This is a genomic window from Photobacterium phosphoreum, from assembly GCF_002954725.1.
Taxonomy (GTDB): Bacteria; Pseudomonadota; Gammaproteobacteria; order Enterobacterales; family Vibrionaceae; genus Photobacterium; species Photobacterium phosphoreum.
Genome location: NZ_MSCQ01000002.1, coordinates 667763 through 684542, shown reverse-complemented (window position 1 = coordinate 684542; position 16780 = coordinate 667763). Strand labels below are relative to the sequence as shown.

At 38.6% G+C, this 16780-nt stretch carries 15 protein-coding genes; 10 read left to right on the top strand and 5 right to left on the bottom strand.

Going from position 1 to position 16780, the window contains the following annotated elements:
* Positions 1-183: 183 nt before the first annotated feature.
* The 3 genes from BTO21_RS15300 to BTO21_RS15285 all read left to right on the top strand — a co-directional run bounded on the left by BTO21_RS15300 (position 184) and on the right by BTO21_RS15285 (position 4363).
* Entirely contained in the window at positions 184-1239 is a 1056-nt protein-coding gene (locus BTO21_RS15300; RefSeq protein WP_239998049.1) for a serine hydrolase domain-containing protein, read from the top strand.
* 502 nt (positions 1240-1741) lie between these two features.
* Positions 1742-3121 (top strand): D-alanyl-D-alanine carboxypeptidase family protein, encoded by a 1380-nt coding sequence (locus BTO21_RS15295; RefSeq protein WP_045032031.1) that lies wholly within the window; start codon positions 1742-1744, stop codon positions 3119-3121.
* Between the two features lie 555 nt (positions 3122-3676).
* Positions 3677-4363 carry a DUF6933 domain-containing protein gene (locus BTO21_RS15285; protein WP_045032033.1) on the top strand — a complete coding sequence of 229 codons (687 nt, stop codon included), beginning with the start codon at positions 3677-3679 and terminating at the stop codon, positions 4361-4363.
* A gap of 339 nt (positions 4364-4702) precedes the next feature.
* Here BTO21_RS15285 and BTO21_RS20090 read toward each other — a convergent pair whose 3' ends face one another.
* Complete coding sequence (locus tag BTO21_RS20090; protein ID WP_156731453.1) at positions 4703-4858, bottom strand: hypothetical protein; 156 nt, start codon at positions 4856-4858, stop codon at positions 4703-4705.
* 645 nt (positions 4859-5503) lie between these two features.
* Between BTO21_RS20090 and BTO21_RS15275 the strand changes: the two genes are divergently transcribed.
* Together BTO21_RS15275 and BTO21_RS15270 are read left to right on the top strand one after the other, a co-directional pair.
* Entirely contained in the window at positions 5504-6913 is a 1410-nt protein-coding gene (locus tag BTO21_RS15275; protein WP_045032035.1) for a sugar porter family MFS transporter, read from the top strand.
* A 413-nt stretch (positions 6914-7326) separates the two neighbouring features.
* Entirely contained in the window at positions 7327-7998 is a 672-nt protein-coding gene (locus BTO21_RS15270) for a hypothetical protein (RefSeq protein WP_052672716.1), read from the top strand.
* A gap of 276 nt (positions 7999-8274) precedes the next feature.
* Here the strand turns inward: BTO21_RS15270 and BTO21_RS15265 are convergent, their stop codons facing one another.
* Positions 8275-8862: a hypothetical protein gene (locus tag BTO21_RS15265; RefSeq protein ID WP_045032036.1), complete on the bottom strand. Its 588-nt coding sequence runs from the start codon at positions 8860-8862 to the stop codon at positions 8275-8277.
* Between the two features lie 853 nt (positions 8863-9715).
* Here BTO21_RS15265 and BTO21_RS15260 point away from each other — a divergent pair.
* From BTO21_RS15260 to BTO21_RS15245, 4 genes are read left to right on the top strand one after another with little or no spacing between them, the layout of a single operon-like run.
* Positions 9716-10078, top strand: a complete 363-nt coding sequence (locus BTO21_RS15260; protein WP_045032037.1) for a hypothetical protein — start codon at positions 9716-9718, stop codon at positions 10076-10078.
* 17 nt (positions 10079-10095) lie between these two features.
* The gene (locus BTO21_RS15255; RefSeq protein WP_045032038.1) at positions 10096-10647 is read left to right on the top strand and encodes an ABC-three component system protein; all 552 of its coding nucleotides are present in this window, start codon (positions 10096-10098) and stop codon (positions 10645-10647) included.
* The gene (locus BTO21_RS15250) at positions 10634-10870 is read left to right on the top strand and encodes an ABC-three component system middle component 6 (RefSeq protein ID WP_045032039.1); all 237 of its coding nucleotides are present in this window, start codon (positions 10634-10636) and stop codon (positions 10868-10870) included. The genes BTO21_RS15255 and BTO21_RS15250 overlap by 14 nt, the downstream gene beginning before the upstream one ends.
* The gene (locus tag BTO21_RS15245; RefSeq protein WP_045032040.1) at positions 10857-12548 is read left to right on the top strand and encodes a hypothetical protein; all 1692 of its coding nucleotides are present in this window, start codon (positions 10857-10859) and stop codon (positions 12546-12548) included. The genes BTO21_RS15250 and BTO21_RS15245 overlap by 14 nt, the downstream gene beginning before the upstream one ends.
* A 383-nt stretch (positions 12549-12931) precedes the next feature.
* Here the strand turns inward: BTO21_RS15245 and BTO21_RS15240 are convergent, their stop codons facing one another.
* A complete protein-coding gene (locus BTO21_RS15240) occupies positions 12932-14800 on the bottom strand; it encodes an ABC transporter ATP-binding protein (RefSeq protein WP_105026896.1) in 1869 nt (622 codons plus the stop codon).
* 337 nt (positions 14801-15137) lie between these two features.
* On the opposite strand from BTO21_RS15240, the gene BTO21_RS15235 reads away from it, so the two are divergent.
* Positions 15138-15764, top strand: coding sequence for a DUF1294 domain-containing protein (locus BTO21_RS15235; RefSeq protein WP_045029616.1), 627 nt, complete (start codon positions 15138-15140; stop codon positions 15762-15764).
* A 54-nt stretch (positions 15765-15818) separates the two neighbouring features.
* On the opposite strand, the gene BTO21_RS15230 is transcribed toward BTO21_RS15235, so the two are convergent.
* The gene (locus BTO21_RS15230; RefSeq protein WP_082056859.1) at positions 15819-16109 is read right to left on the bottom strand and encodes a DUF1501 domain-containing protein; all 291 of its coding nucleotides are present in this window, start codon (positions 16107-16109) and stop codon (positions 15819-15821) included.
* A complete protein-coding gene (locus BTO21_RS15225; protein ID WP_065192100.1) occupies positions 16088-16420 on the bottom strand; it encodes a DMT family transporter in 333 nt (110 codons plus the stop codon). The genes BTO21_RS15230 and BTO21_RS15225 overlap by 22 nt, the downstream gene beginning before the upstream one ends.
* Positions 16421-16780 lie beyond the last annotated feature (360 nt).

Here is a 16780-nt window from a genome sequence, read left to right as displayed (position 1 = left end):
GCCAGTGATTCCGAACCCATCAAGCTCGGTTGGATGCAAGGGTTTCCTATACCAAAAGATAAACTGATCATGCAACCTGAATCAGATTTCTTCAGTTTTCCGAAGATGCGCTGGACGGTCTGCCACATTCGTGAGCTTATGCCTACCAAAGAGATAAGTAGAGGGCTTGGTGCGCCAGTTCCGATGACCTATGCCTTAGATAGCAGTATCGATACCGTGACGTTTCAGCCGCTCGGCAGTGATAAAACGATGACTTGGAAGGCATCATTATCGGCTAATTACACCGATGGAATGCTCATTCTTCATAAGGGTCAGATCGTTTATGAAACATACTCTGGTTGTCTTAACGAGAGGGGTAAACATGCTGCAATGTCAATGACCAAGTCTCTTACCGGGCTACTTGCTGAAATTCTTGTTGTCGAAGGGAAGCTCGATTCTACCGCCAAAGTTGACACTATTATTCCAGAGCTCAAGAACAGTGCGTTTGGCAGTGCGACGGTGAGACAGGTTATGGATATGACCACATCACTGAAGTATAGCGAAGACTATGCCGATCCCAATGCGGATATCTGGGTGTATTCAAAGGCGGCAAGTCCTCTGCCAAAACCGAGTGGCGACAAAGGTCCTAATGGTTATTTTGAGTATCTACAAACGCTGAAAAAGGACACCATTAATCATGGTGAAGTTTTCGGTTATAAAACGGTTAATTCGGATACGTTAGGTTGGATTATCTCCAAAGTCACAGGAAAGGATATGACAAGCCTACTGTCGGAGCGGATCTGGATGAAAATGGGCGCAGAGCAAGATGGTTATATGACGGTAGATGCCAAAGGTGTTCCTTTTGCTGGCGGTGGGATCAGTGCTGGCTTACGTGACATGGGGCGCATTGGTCAATTAATGCTAAATGGTGGAAAGATCAATGGGCAGCAATTGTTTCCCAGCAAGGTGGTAGAAAATATACAAGCTGGTGGCGATAAAAAAGCGTTTGCAGCGGCAGGGTACAAAACGCTTGAAGGTGGCAGTTACCACAGTATGTGGTGGGTTATGCACAATGAACACGGTGCTTTCGCGGCTCGTGGTGTACATGGACAGACTATATATGTCGATCCGACCGCTGAAATGGTTATTGTACGGTTCTCATCTTTTCCTTCGGCAGCAAACTCGAAGATTGATCCAACTTCGCTGCCTGCTTATCAAGCGGTAGCAAAGTATCTGTTGAATAAAGATCGTGAAAAGTGAACCTGCCAGTGTTCAAACTTCGTCATTCCCTACAAGTGAATGCCCTCGTTCTTTTATTTTCAAAAATATATGGCTGTCCAATGTTTCGTGTCCATGTTTCGTGTCCAATGTTTCGACAAAACTTAAGCTATCGCTAAAAAGAATTACTTTCTGAATTTTATGCGGTATAAACATCATTACTGTTCAGGTTTCTATAATGGATCTGCTGGTAAGATGGAAGCAGACAATATACGAGGGCTATAACCCACAAAGCACCATCATTTAGTTATAGCTATCAACGGGATTTAGGTTACATACGCATAATGATCGGGACATCATTATAGAAATATGACCTGTAACCAAAGTCATTGTAACGCTGATCAAGAACGGAAAAGCACTTACCATTTTTGTGGTAGTGATGGATAGACTCTGCAGGGCATTAATTACTCAGCGAGGTCAGTATCTTATCTAGTCGCTTTTTTATATCGCATTTTTAGTAAGTAACTGTAAATTAAATACTCTTATGACAATAATCAAACAGCTTTCCTTAGCAGCAACTATCGCTGCATTATTTACCTCCAGTACAGTATTTGCTACACCTAACAACGATGTAACGAACACTATGCCTAATAGTGATTACTTCGCGGCAACGCAATACAAAGAAGCTCAAGCGCCACTCAATAGCTTCGGTGCTATCGACGTAAAAACAAGTATTCCAGAAAATATACAAGTGCCTTCTGCACCCGTAGAAGCTGGTAGCAATAATGGGATCCCTGAAACGCTGGTGCAAAAATGGACTCAGGCAGGAGTATTCTCGCCTCAAGTTGAAGCACGCGCTTTCATTTTAATGGATGCTAACACCGGACAGATTATTGCCGCTAACGATGCCAACATGCGTATGGCACCAGCCAGCACCACCAAGTTAATGCTAATGTACATTGTTGAGCAAAAACTGGCCGCCGGTGTAATTTCACTAGATTCAAAAGTACAAGTGCCAGAAGTCGCATGGCGCACAGGTGGTTCAAGAATGTTCTTAAAGCCTGGCTCTTTTGTTTCAGTGAAAGATCTTATCTCAGGTATGCTTGTTGAATCGGGCAATGATGCCGCTGTTACTTTGGCAAATTACGTAGCTGGCTCGCAATCTTCATTCGTTGCAATGATGAACGCGACTGCTGTTAAGCTTGGCATGCACAATACCCACTTCACCACTGTCATGGGCTTGCCAGCACCAGCACATTTCTCAACCGCTTATGATCTAGGGCTGCTTGGACAGCACATCATGAATGATTACCCTCAATACTTTCATTTTTTCAGTCAAAAGTATTTTGAATACAATCATATCCGCCAACCAAATTTCAATCGCTTATTGTTCACTTATCAATATGCGACTGGCATGAAAACAGGCAGTACAGAAGCTGCGGGATATTCACTGGTAAGCTCTGCTGAGATACCAAATAACCCAATGAAGTTGGTTGGCGTTGTTCTAGGCACCAAATCACTGAATGATGTTGCCGCTCAAAGTAAGGCACTATTCAATTACGGCTTCCACTTCTTCAAACAAGACAGCTTATATGCGGCAAACAGTAAACTTTCTGAACAAAAGGTTTGGGGAGGACAGCAAAATACGGTCTCTTTAGGCCTTGAGAAGTCACTAACCTTGGTTATTCCTTCCAGTGTTGATGAGAAAGGTCTGGTGACTAAGCTTCAAATTGACCGTGATATCAAAGCACCGGTTGATAAGGGTGAAAAATTAGGCGAAATTACCGTGACCTACAAAGACCAAGTTATTAAAACTGAGTCACTTGTCGCGCTCAACAGCGTTCAACAAGGCGGCTGGTTCACTCGAACCTGGGCAAGTATCTCACTGTATTTCCATAACTTGCTAGCATCTTACAGTCTGTAAACTTTAAAATAATCGCAACAGCTACCATACGAATAAAGCCAATACTCTTAGTCGAAAGTGAATAAGGTATTGGCTTTTATTTTCGTTGGCTTCTTTTAAAAAAGAATGGACACCCATAACTTTTTATCTTGTTGCTGCCATTCTCAACAACACATGCCCGTGTCCAAATTTCGTCATTCCCATAAAGTGTTACTTACATCATTATTCAATATACATAACTGAGTATAATTACCTAAATTTATAGTAATACTGGACACCCATAACTTTTTGCTTAGATACTGTCATTCCTAATAGAGAATGATTGTGAGGTTGATAGATAATTTACTCACAGCGTGTTGAGTTTTTAAAGTAAAGATATGGCTGTTCTATGTTTTTAATATTGAAACAAAAGACATGGCACATGACGATACCCTCTTTGCTATATTCAACCTCATTTACTAAAGAATTTTGTAAAGGGTTTGATTGCTCTAATATGCGTTTGTTTTATTTAGCTTATCCAAATTGTGACGCAGTGCGTCACGAATTGTTGCTGTTATCAATGCTAGGTGATAATTAATGTTAGTTTTTAACTGTACCAAAGCCGCCGTGGATTTTTTTACGGTGACTCGTAAAGGTGAGAAAGTCTCAGATCTTGAACCTGCTCCACATAAAAGTATCGCAGAGTCGATTGAAACGCCCGTATTTCCAAACGATGTTGAGGCAGACCAATATGGTGGATTTCAATGGCAATGGGTGCTTCATTGCGTATCTATCAAGCGCAAAAAATACCTAATGGTAATGGACTATCAAAGCCGTTTTTGTATCACGCTACTTGCAGGTAAAAAAGGTGATATTTATCAGTTTCTCAACACTTTTGAGTCAATGCTAAAGACATGTTTTCACACCTTAGCTAATGAAAGTGGTATTGATACCATCGAGATCGAACACTGTATTGTTCATTACGACAGAGAAGTGAATAGCTATGCGTTCCACCCTCGTAGTGATCGTAGTGTCCAAGCTCATCTCAATGACGTGTTTTGGCACCTTGAACGCCACAGCTATGAGGATGGCATGTTGCTTGAAGATGTTGACCTAATTGGTTTTAACTTATTTGCAGGTCAATTCCCTCGTAATAGTAAACACAAGAAGTCGCACTTTTTTTCAAATCAAGAATTTTTGAGTCAATGGCAACAGTGGGCACAGGAAAGCCAGCCGATTGATATGAGTAATGTCATTATGTTGAACGACTTCAAAAAGAGATAGAAAAAAAATACAGGACACCCATAAATTTTTCCTAAATGCCGTCATTCCCTACAGTGAATGCCCGCGAGGGCGATAGGGAATCTACCATCCGCGCGTTGTAGCGTTATTATTTTCGTTAGTGTCAGTAATGCTCAAACGTGTGGTGAATAGATTACGGATAGCCCTCAAAGAAATATGGCTGTCCCATGTTTTTCATGTTTTTCTAAATGGGATCGAGATACGGTTAACTATACTCCCTTGGTTGTATATTAATGGCTTCTGCTAATAGTCTTATGATGTAACCAATGGCTAGCCAAACATACGAAGTTGCACATATTAGAGAGCAAGGTCAAGATATGATCATCGTGCCTGTGTCTTCTCAAGTTCAATCAATGTCCAGCCAACAGCAAAATGAATTAAATCAATCGCTTCAGTATTATGCCAATGATGCAGGTTTATCTGGAGAGGTGTGCTTGGTATGGGAATACGGAAATCGCTTTTACTTTCTTGCCCCACGACCTTGGCATCCGTTCTTCAAAAATATGGATATGCGCTTTGTAGCCTCAAATATAAATAGGAAGCTTACTTGTATGAGTTAGGAAAAAATACAGGACACCCATAAATTTTTATCTCGCTGTTGCCATTCTCAACAACACATGCCGAGTCCAAATGTCGTCATTCCCTACAGTGAATGCCCACGAGGGCGATAGGGAATCTACTATTTGCGCGTTGTAGAGTTATTTTTTTGTTGGTGTCTTTAATGCTCAAATTCGTGCTGCATAGATGACGGTTAGCCTTTATAAAAATATATGGCTGTTCTATCTTTTTGCTATTTTTTTGGCTGAACTCTGATTGTGTTATTTTATATTTTCTTTATTTTAAAATAATATTAAATAGTATTTACCAATACCTCAACTTACTCCAATAAATAAGTCGACCTTAGACATAAAAACGCCATTATAATATTTTCAGTATCGGTAATTTACATTATCATTTATTTTTTGAGCTATTTACTCGTAAAAAAAGTCTCTTACATGCTATTAAAAGCTAGCCGTTAGATTAGTGATGCTCATCACCTTATTGTTATTTCTACTCGATTATTATTAATGTTAATTAATTGATAAATTAAAGTGTGTTATATTAATATTAATTGGAGCAATCATGAGTATTATGGTAGGAGCACAAAGTAAAAGGCTAAAAGAAAATAATGATATAAACCGTTATGTATTTGTTGCTTGTATTATAGCGGCATTATCTGGATTATTATTTGGACTTGATATCGGGGTTATTTCAGGAGCTTTACCTTTTATTAGTAAGGCATTTGGTTTGGCAACACAGAGCCAAGAATGGGTTGTGAGCTCAATGATGTTTGGTGCCGCTATAGGTGCGATTGGGTCTGGCCCGGTGTCATTAAATATTGGCCGTAAATATACTTTACTTATTGGTTCATTGTTGTTTATTGCTGGATCGCTTGGTTGCGCAATGGCTTATAATATCGAAATGTTGATTATTTTTCGCGTATTGTTAGGTCTTGCTGTTGGAGTGGCATCTTTTACTGCTCCTTTATATCTTTCAGAAATTGCGCCGCAGCGTTTACGTGGTAGCCTCATTTCGATGTACCAGTTGATGATAACCATTGGTATTGTGATTGCCTTTATCTCTGATACTGCGTTTAGTTTTTCAGGGCAATGGCGTTGGATGTTGGGTGTTATTACGGTTCCTGCTTTTATTTTATTTCTTGGTGTGATGATGCTACCTGAGAGTCCACGCTGGTTGGCTCTTAAAAAGAAAGATGTTGAAGCACATAGGATCTTAGAATTATTGCGTGGTAGCAGTGAGGAGGCAAAACAAGAATTAAACGCCATTCGTAAGAGTTTAAAGATAAAGCAAGGTGGTTGGAATCTATTTAAATCTAATCCAAATTGTCGTCGTGCGGTTTACTTAGGTATTGCTTTGCAAGTAATGCAACAGTTTACTGGTATGAATGTAGTAATGTATTACGCCCCTAAAATATTTAAAATTGCAGGTTTTGCGAGTACTGAGCAGCAAATGTGGGGCACTGTTATTGTTGGACTCGTTAATGTGTTTGCTACCTTTATTGCGATTGGTTTAGTGGATAAGTGGGGTCGTAAGCCAGTGCTGAAAGTTGGTTTTGCTGTGATGGCGTCGGCAATGGCGATATTGGGTTACTTTTTACATGCTGGAATATCAACATCATTTGAACAATACAGTGCAGCGTTTGTCTTATTAGTCTTTATTGTCGGTTTTGCGATGAGTGCAGGCCCTTTAATTTGGGTTTTATGCTCAGAGATTCAGCCACTAAAAGCGCGTGATTTTGGTATTACGGTCAGCACTGCAACAAACTGGATTGCAAATATGATTGTGGGTGCAACATTTCTCTCTTTCTTACAGATATTAGGGAATGCTAACACTTTCTGGTTATATGCAGGCTTAAATTTAATATTTTTAATTGTCACTTTTTTCGTTATTCCTGAAACAAAAGGAGTGAGTTTGGAACAGATTGAAGATAACCTGATGGCAGGTAAGCCATTATCAAAGTTAGGTTGCTAAATACTATCAGATCTGTGTGGTCTACAGCATCATAAGTAGACCACAACTTCTGTTTATCCCTCCTGTTATTCTCAACAACACATGCCGTGTCCAAACTTCGTCATTCCCTACAGTGAATACCCGCGAGGGCGATAGGGAATCTACTATTCGCGCGTTGTAGAATTATTATTTTTGTGTCTGTAATGCTCAAACGTGTGGTAAATAGATCACAGTTAGTCTTTATAAAAATATATGGCTGTCCTATGTTTCGTAATGAACAATAAAACAGAGGAGGTTCGATGTAGAGGGGCTTGATATGGTTACGTAACGGAAAAGCCGATCTTTTAATATTATATGCAACTATGATATAGCTCATTAAATTAGAAGTAAAAAAGTGATACCATTCATACCCTTTTATTAAAAATGAACATGCTATGAAAACATTAATAATTTTATTTTTTGCATCCACAATACTTTCTGGATGTGCGTCTGGTATTAAGATGACAGCACAAACAAAAGTTGAAACTTTTAATTTCCCACAACTAAACAAAATTACTGAAGCTAGTATTGGTGATTACATGCTTAATCAAGGTGTAAGCATTACAAATAATTATCTACAAATTAAACAAAATATTGACGGTGCTATGTATGACATTGGAGCTGGTGATTATAAAGAGTTTGGTGTTGATAGTGAAGGGAAGGAGTATTTTACTATTTATTCAACTAATGGTGGATATGTTCAAAAATCATTATTAGCCGATCCACCTTACGCTTTGCATCCAGATAAGGATAAAGGTTTATGTATTTCAACTGTGTTTGTTAGAAATGCAACCTGTTATGAATATGCTCAAACGGAAATAATAAAAAAATCAGTAGCATCACAAGATAGTTTTCAACAAACACTTATTTATAATGGCTCTGTAGGTGAAAAAATAAATATTTCATATCGAGAATTTAAAAATGATATGGCGCGCGATGCATTTACTAATAATGTTGAGTATGATATGAGTAAATCTAATGTTATTAAATACAAAGGAGCAAAAATTAAAGTTCTCTCATATGATAATTCTACTATAAAATTCAAAGTATTGAGTGATTTTAGTTGAAAAAAGTAGAGCACTTATAATTTTTCCTTTAGATAATAATTAACGTTGGTGTCTGTGCTGATTATCGTCATTCCCTACAGTGAATGCCCGCGAGGGCGATAGGGAATCTACTATTCGCGCGTTGTAGAGTTTATTATTTTCGTTGGTGTTTGTAATGCTCAAACGTGTGGTGAATAGATCACGGGTAACCCTCATTCCTCTATTTTAAACCCTATGTTTCGGTGAGTAATTAAGGTAATGGCATCCTTGCCATTGGTAGGAACTTTGTTTGTGAGGTTATGCCCAATGTGATTGTATTACTTCAATCTCATCTTGGATTCTGTGATGCATTCGATCTGGATTACCATTAAAGAAAAACTCTTTTCCAGTGGCTAGGTCTAAAACTGAATAATTGAAGTCATCGTCACTTATGACGTCAGATATTAAATAACAAATAATGTTTGCACGTTCTTGAGTCATTCTATCACTTGCATTGAAGTGAAGTTTTACAAGCCTCGGTGAACCATTGACAATAACATTTAGCTCAGGATTGCAGTTGATACTTGTTTGAAGATAGTTGAAATGGCCACTAGGTGGAGTATATGCAGTAATATTTTTTCCGGACTGCCAGTCTTTAAAATTATTAGCTACTTTTTCAAAGTTAACTTTTTTACCGCTGTCTTTCTGCTTGCGAGCAACTTCATACAAATGTGAAATATGGCGTTTATGGATAAAAAGGCTTTTTATTGCAGTACGAAGAGGTAGGTAGTAATCACGGAAAAATTGGTATTCACCTCGATTGGCAATACGATGAATCTTTGTAATTTTTGGTGTACCTGTTGTAACAAATATTGATGAAAACTCAGAGATACCATAATTAGGCATATTATTTCCTCAGTTACCCTGTACGAATTGTACACAGTCGAAATTAAACCTTAATAAAAATAAGGTCAATTGCTTTTGCTGTATACATATACAGTTACATGTGTTGCATATTTTGAATGTGATATTGGTCACGTTATTTAATTACCAACCACAATATCTTGTGTTTTATAGTTTATTAATGTCTATATCTTGTTGGTCGAGTAACAAGTCCATCAAGGTGATACGTTACACTTGACGGTTTTGGCATGGAGTTCAGTGTGTTTTTTGTACAGAAAAATAATGGATCCCCATATTTTTATCTAGCTAGTGTTATACCCAACAATACATACACGTGTTCAAATGTCGTCATTCCCTACAGTGAATGCCCGCGAGGGCGATAGGGAATCTACCATCCGCGCGTTGTAGAGTTATTATTTTCGTAGGTGTCTGTAATGCTCAAACGTATGGTGAATAGATCATAGGTAGACCTCATTTCTCTATTACCAAAAATCTATGGCTGTCCTATGTTTCTTCACGGACAACAATTTCGTAAGGGGTCATATTGGGAAAAAATAATGGACACCCATAACTTTTTATCTCGCTGCAGCCATTATCAACAACACATGTCCGTGTCCAAATTCCGTCATTCTCTAAAACAAAGATATGGCTGTCCCATGTTTCTAGCAAAGAGAATCTTCCGGTGATCAACGGAAGAACAACCAAAGTATTGAGATACTTTGGCTTTGACGTTAAACAGCTTGGTGACTAGACTAACTATCTCATAGTTATTAGTTAGTTATGCATATTTTGGTGGAACACCATGCATATGAACTATATAATGCGGAGTTCATATTTTTAGAAGTTGAGATAAAAAATGCAAGAAATTTGGGAAGTCTTTGGCACTCCTCTTTTTGTAGCTATCGCTTGGGTTTGCACCGTCGTTAGTTGTGTTTATGCTTTTGTACAAAAAAGTAATGTGACCAAGATTACACAGAAATTCGATAATTTAATCATCACGCACAACGATCTAGAGGTTAAAAACAACACTCTTCAACAAAAATTCGAATCGTTGGAAGTTTCATACAGTGCATTACAAGTTCAAAATACGTCTTTAGAACAGAAGATCATAGAAATCGAGAATAACGATATTCACGATAACTATCAAGAAGTCCACCAAAACGGCCAGAACAACTTTAACCAAGGTGTAATCAAAGGCGACTTTAATTACAACAAATAAGAGTCCTAGGCTTGTCTATGTGTGAAACAAGATTTGATATTCAAAAGATCGAAGGCGACTTCTACAATATAGAGGCTCCAGAAAATAATGTTGACTCTATTATCAACGTTATCATTGGTGATATAGCATCAGCTAAAGTGAAAATTGACCGCAGTGATCGGTCATTTCCTGCCAAGGTTGCAACAAAAATCGACCATAACATGCTTAAAACCAAGCGTCGTATAGTCTTGCAATACAAATCATACTCTTCTCATATCGAAAGAGCCTACATTCTTGCAGAACAAAACATAATCAATGGAAAACAAACAGCAATGGAGTTGCTGAATGAGATGTACTGCAACTCACTAGAGAAGTATGAAATAGATTCTTTTGAACCAGACATAGTAAAAGTACGACAACACGCTGACGATATCATCAGCGATGTAATCAAACAGCTGAGGAAGTTCGTTTACAACTCAGCCAATGTCACTCAGTACAAAGAACAAGTAGAAATCGGCCTGAACGTTGTTGTCGCACATGGCTTTGTTGAATGCTGTGTTTTGGAGAACCCTAACAATGTTACCAACTAAAGGCTCTAACCCGGAGGTGAATGTGCTCTATATTGGTGGCTTTATTCTGAAAAAGCTTCATGAGCGCAAAAGAAAGCGTATGACCATCACTCAACTTATGAAAGTTGGGACCAAAGAGCTTTCTGTTTCTGTAGACCACATAATTTTAGCGCTGGATTGGCTGTATATCATTTCTGCTATTGGCTATGATAGCAACGAGGTTTTTATCAATGAAGCTACTTAGATTTCTCTTAGAGATCGACGGTGAAGAAACACGAGAGATACCGTTTCTCGACAACTTAAACATCATTACAAGTAAAAAGAAATCTGATGCATCAGGCAACAGCGTAGGTAAGTCAACTTTAGGCAGAATCCTAGACTACTTGTTCGATGGGTCAATTAACCCGATTTACATTGATGACGAGTTTCAAACACCAAAGCAAGAGATTGAGCAGCTTTTCACCAATAGTGAAGTATACGTGTCGCTTGAATATCTTGGCTTAGACAACCAATACAGTATTATCAAACGTAGACTTTCTACTGATACTGACCTCCAAAACTACATTTTGAATGGACAGAAAGTAACAAGTAAAGAGTACATTGCTCATATAATGGGTAGTGTTTTCAACGTTTACTCTGCTAAGCCAACGATCCGGAAACTTGCTCCAAAATTCTTTAGAACAACACAGCACCGCATGACAAAGACTGTGAACTTTGACAACAGTAGAAACATTTCTAAATCAGATATCAATACTGTTTTTCTATATCTATTCAACTTTGATGACACTGAAATACTCAGCAAAGTCCATAAGCTGAAGACCACAATCAAGGGTTATGAAAGAAACCTAAAAGCATTTAATAGTGTTATTTCTCAAGACAAGATTGTTGGCTCGATATCCAAAATAAAACGAGAATTAGCTAAGTTAGAAAAGTCTTTATTATCATCTGAAAAAGGTATCGATAAGCTAGAGATCGTATCTAAAATCAACACGATTGAAGACGAACAAAACTCATTGTCTATTGAAATTCTATCGTTAGAATTAAAGATAAAAAATATCTTAAAAACCAATGAAATACTAAAGACTAGTGAACAACATCATTTGATAGATGAATTGCGAACAATCTATGAATACGCATCGGTTAAAATAGAATCTACTCTTGAAGATTATCAACAAGCATTAGCTTTCCATGAGCATCTTCTAAACACCAAACGAGAGTTTGTTTCTCATGGACAAGATAAGCTTCAAGATCAACATGAAAAAGCAACTATCAAATTCGGGCAGCTAAATATTCAGAAGCAGAGCCTTTTCGACGAACTCAAGTCGAAAAAGAAAATGGAAGAGATCTCTGACACGATAAAGGAAATTGGCAAACTAGATAAAGAGTTAGCCAAATTAACAGCTATCATAGATAAAAAAGATGACATCGATTCAAAGCTGATACTTGAAACACAAAGTTTAACTGAGTTATCGAGTGAACTGGAAACTGAGCTTGGTAACGTAACCTCTTTTGAAGAGAAATATATCGAAAACTTCAAAGACTACACTTGTAATTTTTATGATGTTGAATACAACTTTAGTCTTCATTTAGATCGCGAAAAGGGGGAATGTGCTCCGCATGTGGATGATGTAGAGTCAAACAACGAGGGTGGATTAAAGAGACTTGAAGTTATTACGTTTGATCTAGCGTACATTAAAACAGTATCAGATATGCAAGCTTCGAGACCAAACTTCGTACTGCATGACTCCATTGATGAAATTGACATTCAGCACGTTCGGAAAATGTTTGATGAATCGATTAAACTTTCAGGGCAACAGATTGTCTCTATGCTGTCCGATAAACTTGATGAACAAGATTACAAAAAGTATGAAAGCTACATCATTCTAGAGCTTTCTCAAGACAATAAATTCTTCAATATATGACGAAAGGTTGTCAGTTAGGTGGTCTTTTAGTGGCAAAAAACATAGGACAGCCATATGTTTTTGAATATAGAGAAATGAGGCCTACCCGTGATCTATTCACTACACGTTTGAGCATTACAGACACCAACGAAAATAATAACTCTACAACGCGCTGTGAATAGATTCCCTATCGCCCTCGCGGGCATTCACTGTAGGGAATGACAAAGTTTGGACACAGGCAGGTGTTGTCGGGAAAGTAACTACAGTCGGATAGGCTTGATAAAAAGGCAAAAATATAACACCCATATTTTTCTCAATTCCAATTCTAAAATAAAAAAATCATTACCATAAAGCATTCAAAAAAAAGCCGCTAAAAAAGCGGCTTCGTTATAGTGACACTACAGCTATATATTCTGATTTAAATCATTAGCCGCCACTGAAATATTCTGCTCGCCAATAAACCCACCTGTCTGATGCGCCCATAATTGCGCATAAATACCGCGTTGTTGCAGTAACTCGGCATGAGAGCCTTGCTCAATAATTTGACCTTTATCAAGGATAATCAAGCGATCCATCGCGGCAATAGTCGATAAACGGTGCGCAATCGCGATTACAGTTTTGCCTTGCATCAATTTATTCAGGCTTTCTTGAATTGCTGCTTCAACTTCAGAATCTAACGCTGATGTGGCTTCATCAAGGATCAGTATTGGGGCGTTTTTAAGTAGAACCCGTGAAATAGCAATACGCTGACGTTGACCGCCTGACAGTTTAACTCCACGTTCACCCACTTGGGCATCATAACCAACGTTACCAAAAGAATCGGTTAGGGTTTCAATAAACTCATGCGCATGGGCTTGGTGTGTTGCTGCTAACAGCCTTTCTTCACCTGCATCTGGCGCACCATAGAGAATATTTTCACGAATAGAGCGGTGGAGCAGTGAGGTATCTTGCGTCACCATACCGATGTTACTACGCAGTGAGTTTTGGGTAACGGCGTTAATATCTTGACCATCAATGCGTATTTTACCGCCTTCGACGTCATGAAAGCGTAGTAACAAGTTCACCAAGGTTGATTTACCTGCACCAGAACGACCGACTAAGCCGACTTTTTCACCGGGTTTAATATTGAGGTTCAGATGACTAATAACGCCTTTGTTCTCGCCATAATGGAAGCTAACATCATCAAACTCGATACCGCCTTGCGTGACTTCTAACGGTTTAGCTTCTGGGGCATCTTCAATCGCAATCGGTTTTGATAAGGTTTTCATACCGTCAACCACAGTACCGATGTTTTCAAATAATGCTCCAACTTCCCACATGATCCACATTGACATGCCATTGATACGCAACGCAAGGCTGATAGCTATCGCAATAGCACCGACTTGAATCTCACTGTGCATCCATAAATAAATTGAGATCGCAGAGATCGCAAACAGCAGGGTATAGTTAGTTAATTGAACACAGAAGTTAAACCCTGTCACTAACCGCATTTGTTGATGAACCGTGTGTAAAAATCCTTTCATGCCTTTTTCGGCATATTCTGTTTCACGTTGGTCGTGAGAAAACAATTTAACGGTGGAAATATTGGTGTAGCTATCAACAATTGAGCCTGTCATGGTTGAACGTGCGTCTGCTTGCTCTGCCGCAATGTGTTTAAGTTTGGGTACAAAATAAAGTTGAATACACACATAAGCCGCTAGCCAAAACAGCATTGGTAACATTAACAGCCAATCCGCTTGGGCTAAAATGACCAGTGATGAGGTAAAGTAGACCGCAACATACACAAACACATCGGCGGTTTTCATTACCGTTTCACGTACAGCAAGCGATGTTTGCATCACTTTAGTCGCAATACGACCCGCAAAATCATCCTGATAAAACGACACACTTTGTTTGAGTAAATAGCGGTGTGCCAGCCAGCGAATCGACATTGGGTAGTTACCCAGTAACGATTGATGGGTTATCAATGATGAAATTAATACCAGTGTCGGCATTAATATTAAAATGACTAATCCCAACCAAAACAAGCTGGTGCCATTTTGAGCGAGAAATGTATGGGGATCACTTTCGGTCAGCCAATCGACCAGTTTGCCCATAAACCCGAACAACATGACTTCGAGGATCGCGACAGTGGCACTCAAAATCGCCATAATAACTAATGGTTTTTCAAATCCGCGGCTATAGTAGCGACAAAAAGCGATAATACCCTGTGGCGGTTGCTCAGGATCTTGTTTAGGAAATGCTTCTGTGAAGTTTTCAAAGCGTTTAAACATAGTCAGCCTAATTGATAAACGGGTGCAATAAGTAAATTAACTGAAAATATAGATAAGTATTAGCCGCTATTAACGACAATTATTCAGTGATGATGGTAGGTGAGATGCTTAGCTATTGTATGCATTCCTTTAATTACACTCAACAAGTGTGATATTTTTAATGATGAAAGTATTAACTTGCTTACAAAAAACTGTTTATAACGGTGCAATGTTGTCATGACGACCATTACAGAGCAGGTTATTATGAATAAGAGCTATTCAAAAAAAATTATGATGTTATCTGCTTTTTATAACCAATAAAATCTGTTTTTTTATAGCGTAAAATCATAGGGAAAAAATGAATAATAAAGGCACGATTGTGCAATGGAATCATCAAAAAGGCTTTGGGTTTATTCAACCTCAGCGTGGTGGTGATAATGTCTTTTTTCATATTAGCGCTTTAGTGGATCGTCAAAGTCGACCGCGTATTAATGAAGGTGTTTATTATGAGCTTAGTACTGATAGTAAAGGTAAAAAATCGGCTAAATCGATTATCTTCGTTAAACCGCATTCAGGTATGGATAAATATACTGCGTCAATGAGTAAAGCCCAAGGATTCAGTGTGTTATTTTTGGCATTAGTGGCAGGGTGGGTGTGGTTAGCTCGCTGTCCATATTGGGTCTTAATTGGCTATATTTGTTTGAGTATTGTGACATTTGCTGTGTATGCACATGATAAACGTGCAGCTCAAAAAGACGGATGGCGAACCAAAGAAGCGAGCTTACATTTATTGGCGTTGGCTGGTGGTTGGCCGGGGGCTTTATGGGCCCAGAAAATATTACGCCATAAATCCCAGAAACAGCCGTTTAAAGCGATTTTATGGTTAATGATTATTGCTAATATCACTGTGTTTATAATGATATTTACACCGTTTGGTTACCATTGGTTGCATAATGCTACTGCTTTCGTGAGTCATCTTTTTTGATAATAACGTGGTAAATATACGCAGGAGAAGCGTCACTTCTCCTGCGGTGGTTACTTAAATGAAAGGGACGTACGGTGAGTTAAATTGGGTTAAATGTGGAAATAGGGTTAATACTTGCTGGTCATTAAGCCCAAACCAACGACATAAAGAAGCATTGACCTGATCAGCTGCCATACTTGGAATAATACGACCGTGGTTATAATCATCTTCACTGCCAGGTGTAAGATTTGGCCACTGCCCATAAGCTTGCCCACCTTGAACCGCGCCTCCCATCACCAGTTGATGTCCACCCCAACCATGATCTGTTCCCGATTCATTGCTGTTTAGTGTGAAACGGTATTCGATAAAAGGTTAACCACTAATACGCCAGCAATAATCAGTCCGATACCTACAATGGCTGGTAAGTCTAAACGTTGTCCGTAGGCAAAGTAGCTAATGGTTGCAACCAGCACAATACCTGAACCACTCCAAATGGCATACACAATACCTACTGGCATGGTTTTGACTGTAACTGATAATAAAAAGAAGGCAATCGCATAACCCGTAATAATAATCACACTCGGTACTAATTTGGTAAATTGTTCAGCTTTGGGAATAAACGATGTTGCAATGACTTCAAAAATAATCGCAATAGCGAGTGCGAGTTGTGGTGGCATTGAGGTTAATAATTTGAACATGGGTGCTTTTCTATACTGACTGAAAACGCGCATTCTAAAGGTCTTTTTAGTGGGCGACTAGTGTAATTTTAAGTAATTAATTCTTACATGACATCAACAATACACCGAAGTCAGTGATGCATTTTGCTATGTATATTGCGATGCAATTATTTGAGTCCCTATTTTAGAACAGAATAGGGAACTGCAGTTGGTGGCGGTAAGTGGTATTGATGCTAACGCGGCCAGATTATTTTAAGTTCCCAAATCTTGGTATGTAATTTGCTTTAATTATATTGTCATTATTTATTTTTACATTGGAAGTAAAAATAAAGATGGGTGTATACAGTATGTTTTATTATT